At 58.8% G+C, this 14,048-nt stretch carries 14 protein-coding genes; 7 read left to right on the forward strand and 7 right to left on the reverse strand.

Features of this window, described 5'->3' with window-relative positions; translation table 11 throughout:
• Window positions 1–26: 26 nt before the first annotated feature.
• The 5 genes from AB3226_RS11715 to coq7 all read left to right on the forward strand — a co-directional run bounded on the left by AB3226_RS11715 (window position 27) and on the right by coq7 (window position 4,183).
• Complete coding sequence (locus AB3226_RS11715; RefSeq protein ID WP_367373161.1) at window positions 27–995, forward strand: NAD(P)H-dependent flavin oxidoreductase; 969 nt, start codon at window positions 27–29, stop codon at window positions 993–995.
• A 91-nt stretch (window positions 996–1,086) separates the two neighbouring features.
• Window positions 1,087–2,064, forward strand: a complete 978-nt coding sequence (locus AB3226_RS11720; protein ID WP_367375785.1) for a DUF805 domain-containing protein — start codon at window positions 1,087–1,089, stop codon at window positions 2,062–2,064.
• Window positions 2,065–2,126: 62 nt separating this feature from the next.
• A complete protein-coding gene (locus AB3226_RS11725; RefSeq protein WP_367373162.1) occupies window positions 2,127–2,915 on the forward strand; it encodes an SDR family NAD(P)-dependent oxidoreductase in 789 nt (262 codons plus the stop codon).
• A gap of 81 nt (window positions 2,916–2,996) precedes the next feature.
• Window positions 2,997–3,335, forward strand: coding sequence for a histidine triad nucleotide-binding protein (locus AB3226_RS11730; RefSeq protein WP_007906873.1), 339 nt, complete (start codon window positions 2,997–2,999; stop codon window positions 3,333–3,335).
• 200 nt (window positions 3,336–3,535) lie between these two features.
• Entirely contained in the window at window positions 3,536–4,183 is a 648-nt protein-coding gene (coq7, locus tag AB3226_RS11735; RefSeq protein ID WP_367373163.1) for a 2-polyprenyl-3-methyl-6-methoxy-1,4-benzoquinone monooxygenase, read from the forward strand.
• Window positions 4,184–4,299: 116 nt separating this feature from the next.
• Here the strand turns inward: coq7 and speD are convergent, their stop codons facing one another.
• Together speD and AB3226_RS11745 are read right to left on the reverse strand one after the other, a co-directional pair.
• Entirely contained in the window at window positions 4,300–5,094 is a 795-nt protein-coding gene (speD, locus tag AB3226_RS11740) for an adenosylmethionine decarboxylase (RefSeq protein ID WP_123355745.1), read from the reverse strand.
• Between the two features lie 238 nt (window positions 5,095–5,332).
• Window positions 5,333–5,755: an OsmC family protein gene (locus AB3226_RS11745; protein WP_007941657.1), complete on the reverse strand. Its 423-nt coding sequence runs from the start codon at window positions 5,753–5,755 to the stop codon at window positions 5,333–5,335.
• A gap of 249 nt (window positions 5,756–6,004) precedes the next feature.
• Between AB3226_RS11745 and crp the strand changes: the two genes are divergently transcribed.
• A complete protein-coding gene (gene crp, locus AB3226_RS11750; RefSeq protein WP_007941656.1) occupies window positions 6,005–6,649 on the forward strand; it encodes a cAMP-activated global transcriptional regulator CRP in 645 nt (214 codons plus the stop codon).
• Window positions 6,650–6,672: 23 nt separating this feature from the next.
• On the opposite strand, the gene AB3226_RS11755 is transcribed toward crp, so the two are convergent.
• From AB3226_RS11755 to AB3226_RS11770, 4 genes are all read right to left on the reverse strand, one after another.
• Window positions 6,673–7,374, reverse strand: a complete 702-nt coding sequence (locus AB3226_RS11755; protein ID WP_367373164.1) for a biotin/lipoate A/B protein ligase family protein — start codon at window positions 7,372–7,374, stop codon at window positions 6,673–6,675.
• A gap of 162 nt (window positions 7,375–7,536) precedes the next feature.
• Entirely contained in the window at window positions 7,537–8,373 is an 837-nt protein-coding gene (gene trpC, locus AB3226_RS11760) for an indole-3-glycerol phosphate synthase TrpC (protein WP_367373165.1), read from the reverse strand.
• The gene (gene trpD / locus AB3226_RS11765; RefSeq protein ID WP_007906883.1) at window positions 8,370–9,419 is read right to left on the reverse strand and encodes an anthranilate phosphoribosyltransferase; all 1,050 of its coding nucleotides are present in this window, start codon (window positions 9,417–9,419) and stop codon (window positions 8,370–8,372) included. The genes trpC and trpD overlap by 4 nt, the downstream gene beginning before the upstream one ends.
• 9 nt (window positions 9,420–9,428) lie before the next feature.
• Complete coding sequence (locus tag AB3226_RS11770) at window positions 9,429–10,022, reverse strand: aminodeoxychorismate/anthranilate synthase component II (RefSeq protein ID WP_367373166.1); 594 nt, start codon at window positions 10,020–10,022, stop codon at window positions 9,429–9,431.
• A gap of 410 nt (window positions 10,023–10,432) precedes the next feature.
• On the opposite strand from AB3226_RS11770, the gene estP reads away from it, so the two are divergent.
• The gene (estP, locus tag AB3226_RS11775; protein WP_367373167.1) at window positions 10,433–12,343 is read left to right on the forward strand and encodes an esterase EstP; all 1,911 of its coding nucleotides are present in this window, start codon (window positions 10,433–10,435) and stop codon (window positions 12,341–12,343) included.
• Window positions 12,344–12,524: 181 nt separating this feature from the next.
• On the opposite strand, the gene trpE is transcribed toward estP, so the two are convergent.
• The gene (gene trpE / locus AB3226_RS11780; protein WP_367373168.1) at window positions 12,525–14,006 is read right to left on the reverse strand and encodes an anthranilate synthase component I; all 1,482 of its coding nucleotides are present in this window, start codon (window positions 14,004–14,006) and stop codon (window positions 12,525–12,527) included.
• Window positions 14,007–14,048 lie beyond the last annotated feature (42 nt).

Below are 14,048 nucleotides of genomic sequence, written 5' to 3' on the forward strand. Positions count from 1 at the left end.
AGCATCATTCACCCGGGGTACTTCCAATGTCGCTGCCCGCTTTGCTCGAACAACGCTTGCGTCTGCCCGTGGTGGCGGCGCCGATGTTCCTGATTTCCAACCCTGAGCTGGTGCTCGCCTGCTGCCGTAATGGCGTGGTGGGCAGCTTTCCTGCGCTGAACCAGCGTGAGAGCAGCGGTTTCAAGGCCTGGCTGGAAGAGATCGAAGCAGGACTGGCGACACTGGAAAATCCCGCGCCTTACGCGGTGAACCTGATCGTCCACAACAGCAACCCGCGATTGCAGGCCGACCTGGCGATCTGCATCGAGCACAAAGTACCGATCGTGATCACCAGCCTCGGCGCCGTGAAGGAATTGGTCGACGCCGTGCACAGCTATGGAGGCCTGGTGTTTCACGACGTGACGACGCGTCGCCACGCAGAGAAAGCCGCCGAGGCCGGCGTGGACGGTTTGATCGCCGTGGCTGCGGGCGCCGGTGGTCACGCCGGGACCTGGAGCCCGTTTTCGCTGATCGCCGAGATTCGCCAGTTTTTCGACAAGACCCTGCTGCTGGCCGGCTGCCTGAACCATGGCCATGAAATTCTTGCCGCGCAATTGCTCGGCGCGGATTTGGCCTACTTCGGTACGCGATTTATCGGTACCACGGAAAGTCATGCGCCTGACGCGTATAAGGAGATGCTCCTGACTTCCAGAGCCGCAGATATCGTCCATACTCCAGCGGTGTCGGGCGTACCGGCGAGCTTCATGCGTCGGAGCCTGGAGGCCGCCGGTTTCGACATGGCAGCCCTGCAAGACAAGGGCGAGGTGAACTTCGGCTCCAAGCTCAAGCCGTTGAGCGATGAAGCCAAAGCCTGGAAAACCGTGTGGTCCGCAGGTCAGGGCGTCGGAGAAATCGAGGACCTGCCGAGTGTCGATCAACTGGTCGCACGTCTCGATGCCGAATACCGCAAGGCGCTGGAACTGGCGGCGGCGTTGCCCAAACGCTGGCCGCGCTGACAGAAAAACTTGGCCAGCCCAATCCGGCTGGCCCTACACTCCATACTTGCAACACCGTCTATTACACTCTCGCGACAAGGATGCCTCGGCCATGAGCGAAAACCGTTTCAAGATCGTCTTCGATGGCGCTCTGCAGCCAGGTGTTGACGCCACCACCGCGAAGCTCAATCTTGCCGAGCTGTTCAAAAGCGATGTCGCGGCCATCGAACGCCTGTTCAGTGGCCGCAAGGTTGCGCTCAAACGCGACCTGTCACACACCGATGCGCAAACTTACCTTCAGGCGCTGACGAAAACCGGCATCGATGCCCGAATCGAAACAGAACCCTCGATCGAGCTGAACCTGTCCGACGTTCACGAACGCGCCCCTGACAACAGCCAACCTGTCACGGCAGATCCCGATTCTCCCTATGCACCGCCCCGAGCCTCTGTCGGCGAAGCATTGCCGGAGTTTTCTGCACTCAAGGCATTCAGCTTCGTTGGCCGCATCGGTCGCTTGCGCTTTCTGGCCTGGACGATGGCGCTTACGCTGGTGACGCTTGGCGTTGGCTCCGTGTTGGCTATTTTCGGCTTTGCGCTCATTAGCACCGATTCCACTGCTGGCTTGATTCTCGCCGCTCTGCTGGCCTTTATCCTGGTCGTGGTGCTCGCCTTCATCAGCATCCAATTCAGCGTGCAGCGTCTGCACGATATCGGCTGGTCCGGCTGGCTCTGGCTGTTGAACCTTGTACCGGTCGTGGGCAGCATTTTTCCGTTCGTGATAATGATCGTACCGGGTAACAACACTGCCAACCGGTATGGCGCACCACCGCCGCCTAACAGCAACGCGGTCAGGGTGCTGGCTTCGCTATGGCTGGTGTTTATCGCGATCATGTTCGTCGGCGGGCTGACTGGAGGCCTCACCGCGATCCAGGATGAGTACGAAAGCGCCACCGACAGCACCTATCAAAGCAGCGCGGTGATCACCGACGAAGTTGAAGTCGAACCGGCCGAAGAGGCTGAACAAGCGCCAAATTCATCCGATGATGCAGCCGAAGCTGCCGAGCCCACTGTAGACTCTGCGAAAGAATGAACAGCGCTCCCCGCCCGTGACACCTGCGTCGCCGGCGCGGAGCTGTTGCGATGGAGAACTGCATGACCCGTTACGCTCTGATCACTGGCGCCTCCAGCGGCATCGGCCTGGCGATGGCCGAAGCGCTGGCCCGGCGCGGCCGCAGCCTGATTCTGGTGGCCCGACAGCGTGATCAGCTGGAAAGTATTGCGATTGAACTGACTCAACGTTTTGGTGTGGAAGTGCTGTTTCGTGCCTGCGACCTGGGGGAGCCGTTGAGGCTGTCCGGATTTTTGCTGGAGCTGGAGGAAGGCGACCGGCAGATAGATTTGCTGGTCAACTGTGCCGGCATCGGCACCTGCGGTCCGTTCCTGGCTCAGGACTGGATGACCGAGCAGGACTTGATCGAAGTGAACATCCTGGCCCTCACGCGCTTGTGTCATGCCATCGGCAACAGCATGGCCTTGCAGGGCGGCGGGCAGATTCTGAACGTCGCCTCGGTCGCGGCGTTCCATCCCGGTCCATGGATGAGCACGTACTACGCCAGCAAGGCTTACGTACTGCATTTTTCCGAAGGCTTGCGCGTCGAACTGAAGAAATGCGCGGTCAAGGTGTCGGTGCTCTGCCCTGGCCCGACCCGTACGGCGTTTTTTCGTAACGCGCAACTGGACACCGACAAACTGGGCGAGAGCAAAAGGCTGATGAGCCCCGAGGAAGTCGCGCTTTATACCGTGCGCGCGCTGGCGAAAAATCGCGCCATTATTATCCCCGGTCGCCTGAATCGCTGGTTCGCGTTCCTGCCGCGGCTCGGCTCACGCTGGCTGACCCGGACAATCGCGGGCATGGTCAACAAAGCCTATTGCCCGCGCTGATCAATCCTCAAGGCAAAAGACTGGGCTCTGACATAACCCATGGTTACACTCAGGCCAGCCCAAACAACGGAGAAAACAGCTGTGGATACTCTGTTCACCAAGATCATCAACCGGGAAATCCCGGCGAAGATCATTTACGAGGACGACCAGGTACTGGCCTTCCACGACATCGCGCCACAGGCCCCCGTGCATTTCCTGGTAGTCCCGAAGAAACCGGTGCGCACCCTTAACGACCTCACCGAGGACGATAAGGCTTTGGCCGGGCACATTCTGTTCACGGCCCAGCGTCTGGCTCTGGAATTGGGCTGTGAAGAAGGTTTCCGGGTGGTCATGAACTGCAATGAATTGGGCGGGCAGACCGTCTATCACATTCATATGCACGTGCTGGGTCAACGCCAGATGCACTGGCCGCCAGGCTGATCCACCACCAGCCCCTTGTAGGAGCGAGGCTTGCCCGCGAATCTTTTGGTGCACATGAGGACGCCTTCGCGGGCAAGCCTCGCTCCTACAGATCGTTTTTACCCGGGTCAGATGAATCCATTACCAGCCATGACCCAACGCAAACCCTCCCCCGGCCGATTGGGTTAAACTGGCCGCCGAGATTCTTTCCGGAGGTCAGCATGACTACCCAACGTCACTACTCGCCGATTGACCGTCTTCTGCTGCAAGCCGATGCCGCGATGCGTACTTTGCTGCCCTTCAGTGGCCAGCCCTACCGTCCGTCGCCTGCCATCGTGCAGCCGGATGCGCAAATGAGCGATGAGGACACCCGGCACGTCGCCGGTTTGATGCGCATCAACCATACCGGTGAAGTCTGCGCCCAGGCGCTGTATCAGGGGCAGGCCCTGACCGCCAAGCTGCCAAAAGTACGCGCTGCCATGGAGAACGCTGCCGAAGAAGAAATCGACCATCTGGTCTGGTGCGAACAACGCATTCATCAGCTGGGCAGCCATACAAGCATCCTCAATCCGCTTTTCTATGGCATGTCGTTCGGGATTGGCGCGGTCGCCGGGTTGATCAGCGACAAAGTCAGCCTGGGTTTCGTTGCTGCCACTGAGCATCAGGTCTGCAAACACCTGAACGAACACCTTGAACAACTGCCCGCCGAGGACGAGAAATCCAGGGCGATCCTGGAGCAAATGCGCATTGATGAAGAACACCACGCCGAAAGCGCGCTGGATGCGGGTGGGTTTCGTTTTCCGGCACCGGTGAAGTTCGGGATGAGTTTGTTGGCCAAGGTGATGACGAAGAGTACTTATCGGATCTGACGGAAGCGTCTTCAGATCGGGCTTGCTCGCGAAGGCCATAGCACGGTCTGTCTGACAGGCAGCAATAAAAAAGGCGACTACCGCAAGGTAGTCGCCTTTTTTGTGTCCGAAAAATCTTAGCTCGGCATGTTGCGCGCGTAGAAGATTTCGAGCATTTCGTGTTTCACACGCTCAGTCACCTGGGCACGTTGCTCAGAGGACAGATTGCTGGTGGCGTCGCCGAACAGGTAGTTATCCAGCTCGAAGTTCTTCAACAGCATTTTGGTGTGGAACAGGTTTTCCTGGTACACGTTCACGTCGGTCATCTGGTACGCGTCGCGGGTGTCATCGGAGAGGTAGTTCTGGATCGAGTTGATCTCGTGGTCGATGAAGTGCTTCTTGCCTTCAACGTCACGGGTGAAGCCGCGCACGCGGTAATCCACAGTCACGATGTCCGAGTCGAACTGGTGAATCAGGAAATTAAGCGCTTTGAGCGGTGAAATGACGCCACAGGTCGACACGTCGATATCCACACGGAACGTCGCGATACCGTCCACCGGATGGATTTCCGGATAGGTGTGCACCGTGATGTGGCTCTTGTCGAGGTGGGCCAGGATGATTTCGGGCAATGGGCCCGGAGACTCTTCGATCTGACTGTCGGTCGGGGTCACCGGCTCTTCAGAGATCAGAATCGTGACGCTGGCACCTTGGGGTTCATAGTCCTGACTGGCGATGTTCAGGATGTTGGCACCAATGATATCGACAACTTCTGTGAGGATCTGCGTCAGGCGTTTGGCGTTGTACTCTTTATTGATGTACTCGACGTAAGCCTGTTGGTCTTGCGGGGTTTCCGCGTAGCAGATGTCATAGATGTTGAAGCTCAAGGTCTTTGTCAGGTTATTGAACCCGTGGAGCTTGAGTTTGCTTTTCACCGTTAAAAACTCTCTATGTATTGCGGGCTGGCCGCGTGATCAAGCATGCCCGTCAGATGCGAACGACGCACCTGCGTAGGACGGTTAACACCTCTTCGCGATGGCGATTTTGGTTGTCTGTTCAGGCAAGCGACCTGTCGGCTGACCGATCACTGCCCTGAAAAAAGTGGCGCATTATGCAGACGTCAGCTATGGATCGCCAGAGTCTGCACTGCTTTTATGATAGTTGAATGTCGATTCAACCGAGTTCGATGATTTCGTAGTCGTGGGTAATCGCCACGCCGGCCGCGCCGAGCATGATCGAGGCCGAGCAATACTTCTCGGCCGACAGCTCGATGGCGCGCTTGACCTGAGCTTCTTTCAGCCCGCGGCCCTTGACCACGAAATGCATATGGATCTTGGTGAAAACCTTCGGATCTTCGGTCGCACGCTCGGCTTCGAGGAAGGCTTCGCAGCTTTCCACAGCCTGACGGGACTTTTTGAGGATGCTGACCACATCGAAATTGCTGCAACCGCCAACCCCCAGCAGGAGCATTTCCATTGGCCGGACACCCAGGTTACGACCGCCGGCATCGGGCGGTCCGTCCATGACCACGACATGACCGCTGCCAGATTCACCGAGGAACATGGCTTCGCCAGCCCATTGGATGCGTGCCTTCATCGCCAAGACTCCACTGTATAAAAAGGGTCGCCAGCTTAGCACAGGGCCCTTGATTGGCAGCGCTTCGCCTTCCTAGGACATAACCATCTGCGTCGTAGGCAAATTCTCAAATCTTGAAGGAATGCGTCTGTTAAGCTGGCGCCAACTCAGTGGCGTATGGCCAGCTTTGCAGCGAACAAAAAAGGATTGCAGGCTTCGCCAGCTCCTACAAATAACAAACACACCGTGCAGTCTTTTCGGGATACAACCATGGTTGCTATTACCCCCACACCCAAAATCAAAAACCTCGACAAACTGTTGATGCACTGCCAGCGCCGTCGCTATGCCGCCAAGAGCAACATCATTTGTGCAGGTGACCGCTCGGACACGCTGTTTTTCATCATCAAAGGTTCGGTAACCATCCTGATTGAGGATGACGACGGCCGTGAAATGATCATTGCCTACCTCAATTCTGGCGACTTTTTCGGCGAGCTGGGTCTGTTTGAGCAAGCCGGCCTGGAACAGGAGCGCAGCGCCTGGGTACGTGCCAAGGTCGAATGCGAAGTCGCGGAAATCAGCTACGCGAAATTCCGCGAGCTGTCCCAACAAGATCCAGACATTCTTTACGTGCTCAGCGGACAAATCGCACAGCGCCTGCGCAATACCACGCGCAAGGTCGGCGACCTGGCGTTCTTCGACGTGACCGGTCGCGTTGCGCGCTGCTTGCTGGAGCTGTGCAAGCAACCAGACGCCATGACCCACCCGGACGGCATGCAGATCAAGGTGACCCGTCAGGAAATCGGCCGGATTGTCGGTTGCTCCCGTGAGATGGTCGGCCGCGTGCTCAAGGATCTGGAAGAGCGCAACCTGGTCGACGTCAAAGGCAAGACCATGGTGGTCTTCGGTACGCGCTAAGCTCGAAGACTCAAGCTCCTGATTTAAGTCCCGAGCATTTCTGCCAGCAACTGTCGGTATAGCGTGTCGAGCCGTTCCAGCACATCAGGAGCGGCAAACTTTTCATGCAGGGCGATGTGGCTTTCAGCGCGAACCCGCTGTTCCAGGCCACAGGCTTCGTTGAAGCGATTGACCGCCGCGACCATCGACTCTCGTTCGTTATCGATCAACATCGCCCCATGCACCAGCCCGACCGGACGCTGCCCGCCCTTGCTCTGGCGCCAACGCTGAGCGGTGCCGACCATCTTGCGACCATCGAGATTGACGTTGAAACGGCCGTCGCAGAACGCGCCCTCTATTTCGCCCAACGACGAAGTGCCGCCCAACTCATCCAGTAACTGACAGATCGGATCGCACAGACGCCGGTAGCCGGTTTCGATGCGGTTCAGATCGCCTTCGCTGCGCGGCGGGGCATAGAGCAGTGCGATGTTGATCGTCGAGGCCGATTGCGGCACTGGCTCACCGCCGGTTTCACGCAGTAGTACCGGCCAGCCGGCGGCAGCGGAGACTTCGCACGCTGCCTCGAACTGTGGCAGGCGATTCAAGCGACGGGGCATGACCAATGCGCGGTCAGTGGGTTGCCAGAACAGCAGACCGAACTCCGATTCACCGGTGCACACATGGGCCAACAGATCCTGTTCGGCGAGCAGGCCGGCTTCGATGGTCAGTGGGGTTGGTGAGGTCATAAGGTATTCCATAGGACGGTCAGTCTGTGGTGCATCTTATGCCGCCTTCGCGAGCAAGTCGGATCGCCACACCGCCGCCCCCACAATTGACCCGCGTTGTCTGGCTGAACGCGGGCTAATGTGGGAGCGGACTTGCTCGCGAAGGGAGCGCCCCGATTTCAATCAGTCGAGCGTAGAACCGCTCACTGGAATGCCACGCTCGGGAAAGAACAGGCGCTGCAATTCGGTACCCGGGCTTTCGGCGCGCATGAATGCTTCGCCGACCAGGAACGCATACACATCGCTGATTTCCATCAGCTCGACATCGGCCCGGTTAAGAATGCCACTTTCAGTAATCACCAGACGATCACGCGGGATGCGCGGCAACAGGTCGAGGGTGGTTTCCAGATTGACGTCGAAGGTGTGCAAGTTGCGGTTGTTCACGCCCACCAGCGGTGTGTCGAGGGTTTTCAAAGCCCGCTCCAGCTCGTCGCCATCGTGGACTTCCACCAGCACATCAAGACCGACGCTTTTGGCCGCGGCCGCCAGCTCGGCCATCTTCACGTCGTCCAGTGCGGAGACGATCAACAGCACGCAGTCCGCACCCAATGCGCGGGCTTCGACAATCTGGTACGGATCGATCATGAAATCCTTGCGGATCACCGGCAACTTGCACGCCGCCCGGGCCTGTTGCAGATACGCATCGGCCCCCTGGAAGTAATCGATGTCGGTGAGCACCGACAGGCAAGTGGCCCCGCCCTTTTCGTAACTTCTGGCAATGTCCGCAGGCACGAAGTTCTCGCGAATCACGCCTTTGCTTGGCGAAGCCTTCTTGATTTCAGCAATGACCGCCGGCTGTTTTGTCTTGGCCTGATCGATCAGTGCCTTGGCAAAACCACGGGGGGCATCGGCCGCCTTGGCCAGATTTTCCAGTTCCGCCAGACTCACACGAGCGCGACGCTCGGCGACTTCCTGAACTTTGCGGGCCAGAATATTTTCCAGAACCGTCGGTAAACTCATCCCTCATTCTCCACTTTGAATACCGCGGTAAATGCACCCAATTCCTCAAGTTTTTCCCGAGCGAGGCCTGTGTGCAGCGCATCGTGCGCCAGGGCAACGCCTTCTTTCAAACTGCTGGCATGGTCGGCGGCGTACAGCGCGGCACCGGCATTGAGCACGATCATCTCGGCGGCTTTCTGACCGTTCTCGGTCTTGCGCTTGCCCAAGGCATCGCGAATCAGCTCAAGGGAGGCCGCCGGGCTTTCCACCGCCAGACCGTGCAGGCTCTGGCTCTTCATCCCCAGGTCTTCGGGTTCGACCCAATACTCGGTGATCTGGTCATTCTTCAATTCCGCCACAAAGGTCGGAGCCGCCAGACTGAACTCGTCCAGGCCATCCTTCGAGTGCACCACCAGCACGTGTTTACTGCCCAGACGTTGCAAAACTTCGGCCAATGGCCGGCACAACGCCTGACTGAACACCCCTACTACCTGATGTTTCACACCGGCCGGATTCGTAAGCGGGCCGAGCATGTTGAACAGCGTGCGCAAGCCCAACTCGCGGCGTGGGCCGGCGGCGTGCTTCATGGCGCTATGGTGAGTCTGGGCAAACATGAAACCGATGCCGACGTTGTCGATGCAGCGCGCCACCTGGACCGGCGTCAGGTTCAGGTAGATACCGGCCGCTTCCAGCAAATCGGCGCTGCCGCTTTTGCCCGACACCGCACGGTTACCGTGCTTGGCTACGGTGCAACCTGCTGCGGCGACCACGAACGAGGAAGCCGTGGAGACGTTGAAAATGTTTGCACCGTCGCCCCCAGTGCCGACCACATCGACCACGCCGTCGAGGGTGTTGAGTTCAACCTTGTCCGCCAACTCGCGCATCGCCGTCACGGCGCCGACTATCTCGTCGATGCTTTCGCTCTTCATGCGCATGGCCATCATGAACGCGCCGATCTGCGCATCCGTGCATTGCCCGGTCATGATTTCGCGCATGACATCGCGCATCTCATCGGTACTGAGGTCGAGGTGGCCGACGATACGGCTCAGGGCTGTCTTGATATCCATGGAAAGTCCTTAGCGCGTGCCGCCGGTTTGTTTGAGGAAGTTGGCGAACAGCTCGTGCCCCTGTTCGGTGAGGATAGACTCAGGGTGGAATTGCACACCTTCGATATTCAGCGTCTTGTGGCGCAGGCCCATGATCTCGTCGACCGAGCCGTCTTCGAGCTGGGTCCAGGCGGTCAGCTCCAGGCAATCGGGCAGGGTTTCGCGCTTGACGATCAGCGAGTGGTAGCGGGTGACCGTCAGCGGGTGATTGAGGCCTTCGAACACGCCCTTGTCCTCGTGGAATACCGGGCTAGTCTTACCGTGCATGACTTGACGGGCACGGACCACATCGCCCCCAAAGGCCTGGCCGATGGACTGGTGACCCAGGCAAACGCCGAGAATCGGCAACTTGCCGGCGAAGTGCTTGATTGCCTCAATGGAAATACCGGCTTCGGTCGGGGTGCATGGACCCGGGGACACGACAATGCGCTCAGGGTTGAGGGCTTCGATTTCGGCAATGGTGAGTTCATCGTTGCGCACGACTTTGACCTCGGAGCCTAGCTCGCCAAGGTACTGCACAACGTTGTAAGTAAAAGAGTCGTAGTTATCGATCATCAGCAACATGGCGTTTAGAACCTCTTGAATTCACTGACTTTTAATACGGCCTTCGAATGATTTACCCGCAATGCGCTGCGCTTTGTCAGGTGCTGGAGTGGCGCCAGCAAAGCGGCATTTCAGACAGGTAAAGAAGGCAAAGCGGTACAGGTCCGGCCAGGCCGGCAGAAAAGATTCAGGCGCGCCAACGCCAACGGGCGTGTGCCTTGATGACTTGATCCAGGAGTTTGCTGACGATCAACACGGGGAAGGTCTCATTCATACGTCTCGGCACAGTAACTTAGCTGGGCAGAGCGTGCAATATGGCCGGAGCGACAGCTTGCGAAACAAACGAAGGGTTCACGACAGATGGCAAAAGGCCGAAAGTTTTTGGTACTGTCGTTTCGTTAACTACAACAATAAAATAAACGGACTTGCTCATGATCAAACAGACGTTGTTTGTACCGCTCGCCGGATGCCTGCTCGCTGCTGCCTGTGCCCAGGCGATCGCCGCGCCCAATCCTTATACGAATTTCGTCGTCTTCGGCGACAGCCTCAGCGATGCCGGGACCTTCACCGATACCGGCGGGCCTGCCGGGGCGACCCAACGTTTCACCAATCGCACCGGCCCGGTCTACCTGGACGGCAGCGGTGAAGTGCGCTCGCTCAATGCCACGCAAATTCTCGGCGGGAGACTGGGGTTCTCACCGGACCAGACGGCGTCTTCTTCCTCGGCGGTACGCGCCAACGAAGGCTTGCCCGATGGCAACAACTGGGCGGTTGGCGGTTATCGCACCGACCAGATTCTCGACTCGATCACCAGCACCTCCGCCACCGGCGAACGTACCCGCGCAGGCTATCTGCCGTCGAACAACTTCCGCGCCGACCCGAACGCACTGTATTACCTCTCGGGCGGTGGTAACGACTTCCTTCAAGGTCGCGTGACCAGTCTGCCCCAAGCCAGCGCCGCCGCCGATCGCTTGGCCAGCAGTGTGCAAACCCTGCAACAGGCCGGTGCCCGCTACATCATGGTCTGGTTGCTGCCGGACATCGGCTTTACCCCGGCTTTCAACGGCACGTCTCTGCAAGCGTTCACGTCCCAGCTCAGCAACCAGTTCAACAGCGAACTGGTGAGCCAGCTGCAAAGCGTTAATGCCAACGTCATTCCCCTGAACATTCCGGTGCTGCTCAAAGAAACGTTCGCCAACCCGGCGCAATTCGGCTTGGCCACCGACCAGAACCTGAGCGCCACCTGCTTCAGCGGCAACAGTTGCACCGAGAACACCCGCTACGGGATCAACAGTGCCACCCCGGACCCGACCAAACTGATCTACAACGACTCGGTGCACCCGACCGAAGCCGGGCAACGCCTGATTGCCGATTACGCCTACTCGCTGCTGGCCGCGCCGTGGGAAGCGACGCTCCTGCCGGAAATGGCTCAGGGCACCCTGCGTGCGCATCAGGATGAATTACGCAACCAGTGGCTGGCCGATTGGGAAAACTGGCAAGGCGTGGGTCAATGGCGGGCGATTGTCGCCGGCGGCGGCCAGCATCAGGATTTCGACAGTCAGCGCAGCGGCGCCAGTGCTGACGGTAATGGCTACAACTTGAATATCGGTGGCAGCTACCGGCTGAATGAAGCGTGGCGTGTTGGCCTGGCGGCTGGCTTCTACAATCAGAAACTCGAAGCCGGTGATAACGATTCGGACTACAAGCTCAACACGTACATGGGTACGGCTTTCGCCCAGTACCAGCAGAACCGCTGGTGGGGTGACGCGGCACTGACGGCCGGGCATCTGGACTACGACAGCCTCAAACGCAAATTCCAACTGGGGGTCAACGAGCGAGGGGAGAAAGGCGATACCGACGGTTATGTATTGGCCTTCAGCGGCCGGCTGGGTTACGACATCGCACCAGAAGCAACCAGCCCTTGGCACCTGTCGCCGTTCGTCAGCGCTGATTTCGCCAAGGTTGAAGTCGACGGGTACTCGGAAAATGGCGCTGACTCCACCGCGCTGACCTTCGATGACCAGTCGCGCATCTCTCGGCGCCTGGGTCTCGGGATTCAGGGCAAGTACCAGATCACCCCGCAGACCCAGGTGTTTGGCGAACTGGCTCACGAACGTGAGTACAACGACGACACCCAGGACGTGACCATGAACCTCAACAGCCTGCCGAACAACCACTACACCCTGGCCGGCTACACTCCGCAGACCAACCTGAACCGTTTGAACCTGGGCGTGAGTCACAACCTCACCAAGGACCTGGCGTTGCGCGCCAGCTACGATATCCGCAAGGATGATGACTTTACCCAGCAAGGTATTAACGTTGGGGTAGCGTTGGACTTCTAAATCCCGGGCCATAAAAAACGCGGCGCCCTCACAGGTGCCGCGTTTTTTAATGAAGTACTTATGTGGCGAGCGAGCTTGCTCGCGCTCGGCTGCGTAGCAGTCGTCAGAGGTCCTGCTACGCAGGCCAGCGGGAGCAAGCTCCCTCGCCACAAAAGCTCGCTCCCACAGGTATTGCGTGAACTCAGGTGTCCGGCGTCTGCTCGGCCAGGGCCACCGCGCGAAACATGGCGCGACGTTTGTTCAGGGTTTCTTCCCATTCCAGCGCCGGCACCGAGTCGGCGACGATGCCGCCACCGGCCTGCACATGCAGTTCGCCGTTCTTGATCACTGCGGTGCGGATCGCAATCGCCGTGTCCATGTTGCCGTTCCAGGCGAAGTAACCGACCGCGCCACCGTAGACGCCACGCTTGACCGGTTCCAGCTCGTCGATGATTTCCATCGCGCGAATCTTCGGCGCGCCAGACAAGGTGCCGGCCGGCAGGATCGCCCGCAGTGCGTCCATCGCTGTCAGCCCGGCTTTCAATTGGCCAGTAACGTTGGAGACGATGTGCATCACGTTGGAATAACGCTCGATGACCATCTTCTCGGTGAGTTTCACCGAACCGATCTCCGAAACGCGACCGGTGTCGTTGCGGCCCAGATCAATCAGCATCAAATGCTCGGCGATCTCCTTGTCGTCCGACAGCAGGTCTTTCTCCAGCGCCACGTCAGCCTCTTCGTTGGCGCCTCGCGGACGGGTGCCGGCAATCGGGCGCACGGTGATGAGGTTGTCTTCGACCCGCACCAGTACTTCCGGCGAACTGCCGACGACGTGGAAGTCGCCGAAGTTGAAGAAGTACATATAAGGCGTCGGGTTGAAGCAGCGCAGCGCCCGATACAGGTCGATAGGCGCGGCTTTGAAATCGATCGACATGCGCTGGGACGGCACGACCTGCATGCAGTCACCGGCCAGGATGTATTCCTTGATGGTGTCGACGGCTTTTTCGTAATCGTCCTGGGTGAAGCTTGAACGGAATACCGGATCAGCCGATTGCTGCTTGCTGAAATCCAGGCCACGGCGCGGAGTGATTGGCTGACGGAGTTGTTCCAGCAGCGTTTGCAGACGCGCCTGACCTTGCTCGAAAGCATCTTCCTGCGACGGATCGGCCAGGACAATCGCGTGCATCTTGCCGGCGAGGTTGTCGAACACCACCACCGCGTCGGAGACCATCAGCAGAATGTCCGGCACGCCCAGCGGATCCGGGTTCGGGCATTTGCCCAGACGCTTCTCCACATAACGTACGCAGTCATAACCGAAGTAACCCACCAGACCGCCATTGAAGCGCGGCAGACCGGCGATGGTCGGCACGTTGTAGCGTGCCTTGAAGGCTTCGACGAAGGCCAGCGGGTCTTCAACATCGTGACTTTCGATCTCGACGCCGTCGTGGGTCACGCTGACGTGGTGATCGTGAACCCGCAGCACGGTGCGGCACGGCAGGCCGATGATCGAATAACGGCCCCATTTCTCGCCGCCCTGCACCGACTCCAGCAGGTAGGAGTTGGGCTCGTCGGCCAGTTTCAGGTAGATCGACAATGGCGTGTCGAAGTCGGCCAGGGTTTCGCAGGCAAGCGGGATGCGGTTGTAGCCGGCAGCGGCCAAACGCAGGAATTCTTCGCGGATCATGAGGTGCCTCGTGGCTTGAGGGTCTAACGGTCAGGTGTGCAA

The organism is Pseudomonas lini, assembly GCF_964063345.1.
Taxonomy (GTDB): Bacteria; Pseudomonadota; Gammaproteobacteria; order Pseudomonadales; family Pseudomonadaceae; genus Aquipseudomonas; species Aquipseudomonas lini_B.

Excerpts from the sequence above, each read along its gene's own strand:
- AB3226_RS11715 (WP_367373161.1), top strand. The coding sequence starts at position 27 with ATGTCGCTGCCCGCTTTGCTCGAACAACGCTTGCGTCTGCCCGTGGTG.
- AB3226_RS11720 (WP_367375785.1), top strand. The coding sequence starts at position 1,087 with ATGAGCGAAAACCGTTTCAAGATCGTCTTCGATGGCGCTCTGCAGCCA.
- AB3226_RS11725 (WP_367373162.1), top strand. The coding sequence starts at position 2,127 with ATGACCCGTTACGCTCTGATCACTGGCGCCTCCAGCGGCATCGGCCTG.
- coq7 (WP_367373163.1), top strand. The coding sequence starts at position 3,536 with ATGACTACCCAACGTCACTACTCGCCGATTGACCGTCTTCTGCTGCAA.
- AB3226_RS11745 (WP_007941657.1), bottom strand. The coding sequence starts at position 5,755 with ATGAAGGCACGCATCCAATGGGCTGGCGAAGCCATGTTCCTCGGTGAA.
- crp (WP_007941656.1), top strand. The coding sequence starts at position 6,005 with ATGGTTGCTATTACCCCCACACCCAAAATCAAAAACCTCGACAAACTG.
- AB3226_RS11755 (WP_367373164.1), bottom strand. The coding sequence starts at position 7,374 with ATGACCTCACCAACCCCACTGACCATCGAAGCCGGCCTGCTCGCCGAA.
- trpC (WP_367373165.1), bottom strand. The coding sequence starts at position 8,373 with ATGAGTTTACCGACGGTTCTGGAAAATATTCTGGCCCGCAAAGTTCAG.
- trpD (WP_007906883.1), bottom strand. The coding sequence starts at position 9,419 with ATGGATATCAAGACAGCCCTGAGCCGTATCGTCGGCCACCTCGACCTC.
- AB3226_RS11770 (WP_367373166.1), bottom strand. The coding sequence starts at position 10,022 with ATGTTGCTGATGATCGATAACTACGACTCTTTTACTTACAACGTTGTG.
- estP (WP_367373167.1), top strand. The coding sequence starts at position 10,433 with ATGATCAAACAGACGTTGTTTGTACCGCTCGCCGGATGCCTGCTCGCT.
- trpE (WP_367373168.1), bottom strand. The coding sequence starts at position 14,006 with ATGATCCGCGAAGAATTCCTGCGTTTGGCCGCTGCCGGCTACAACCGC.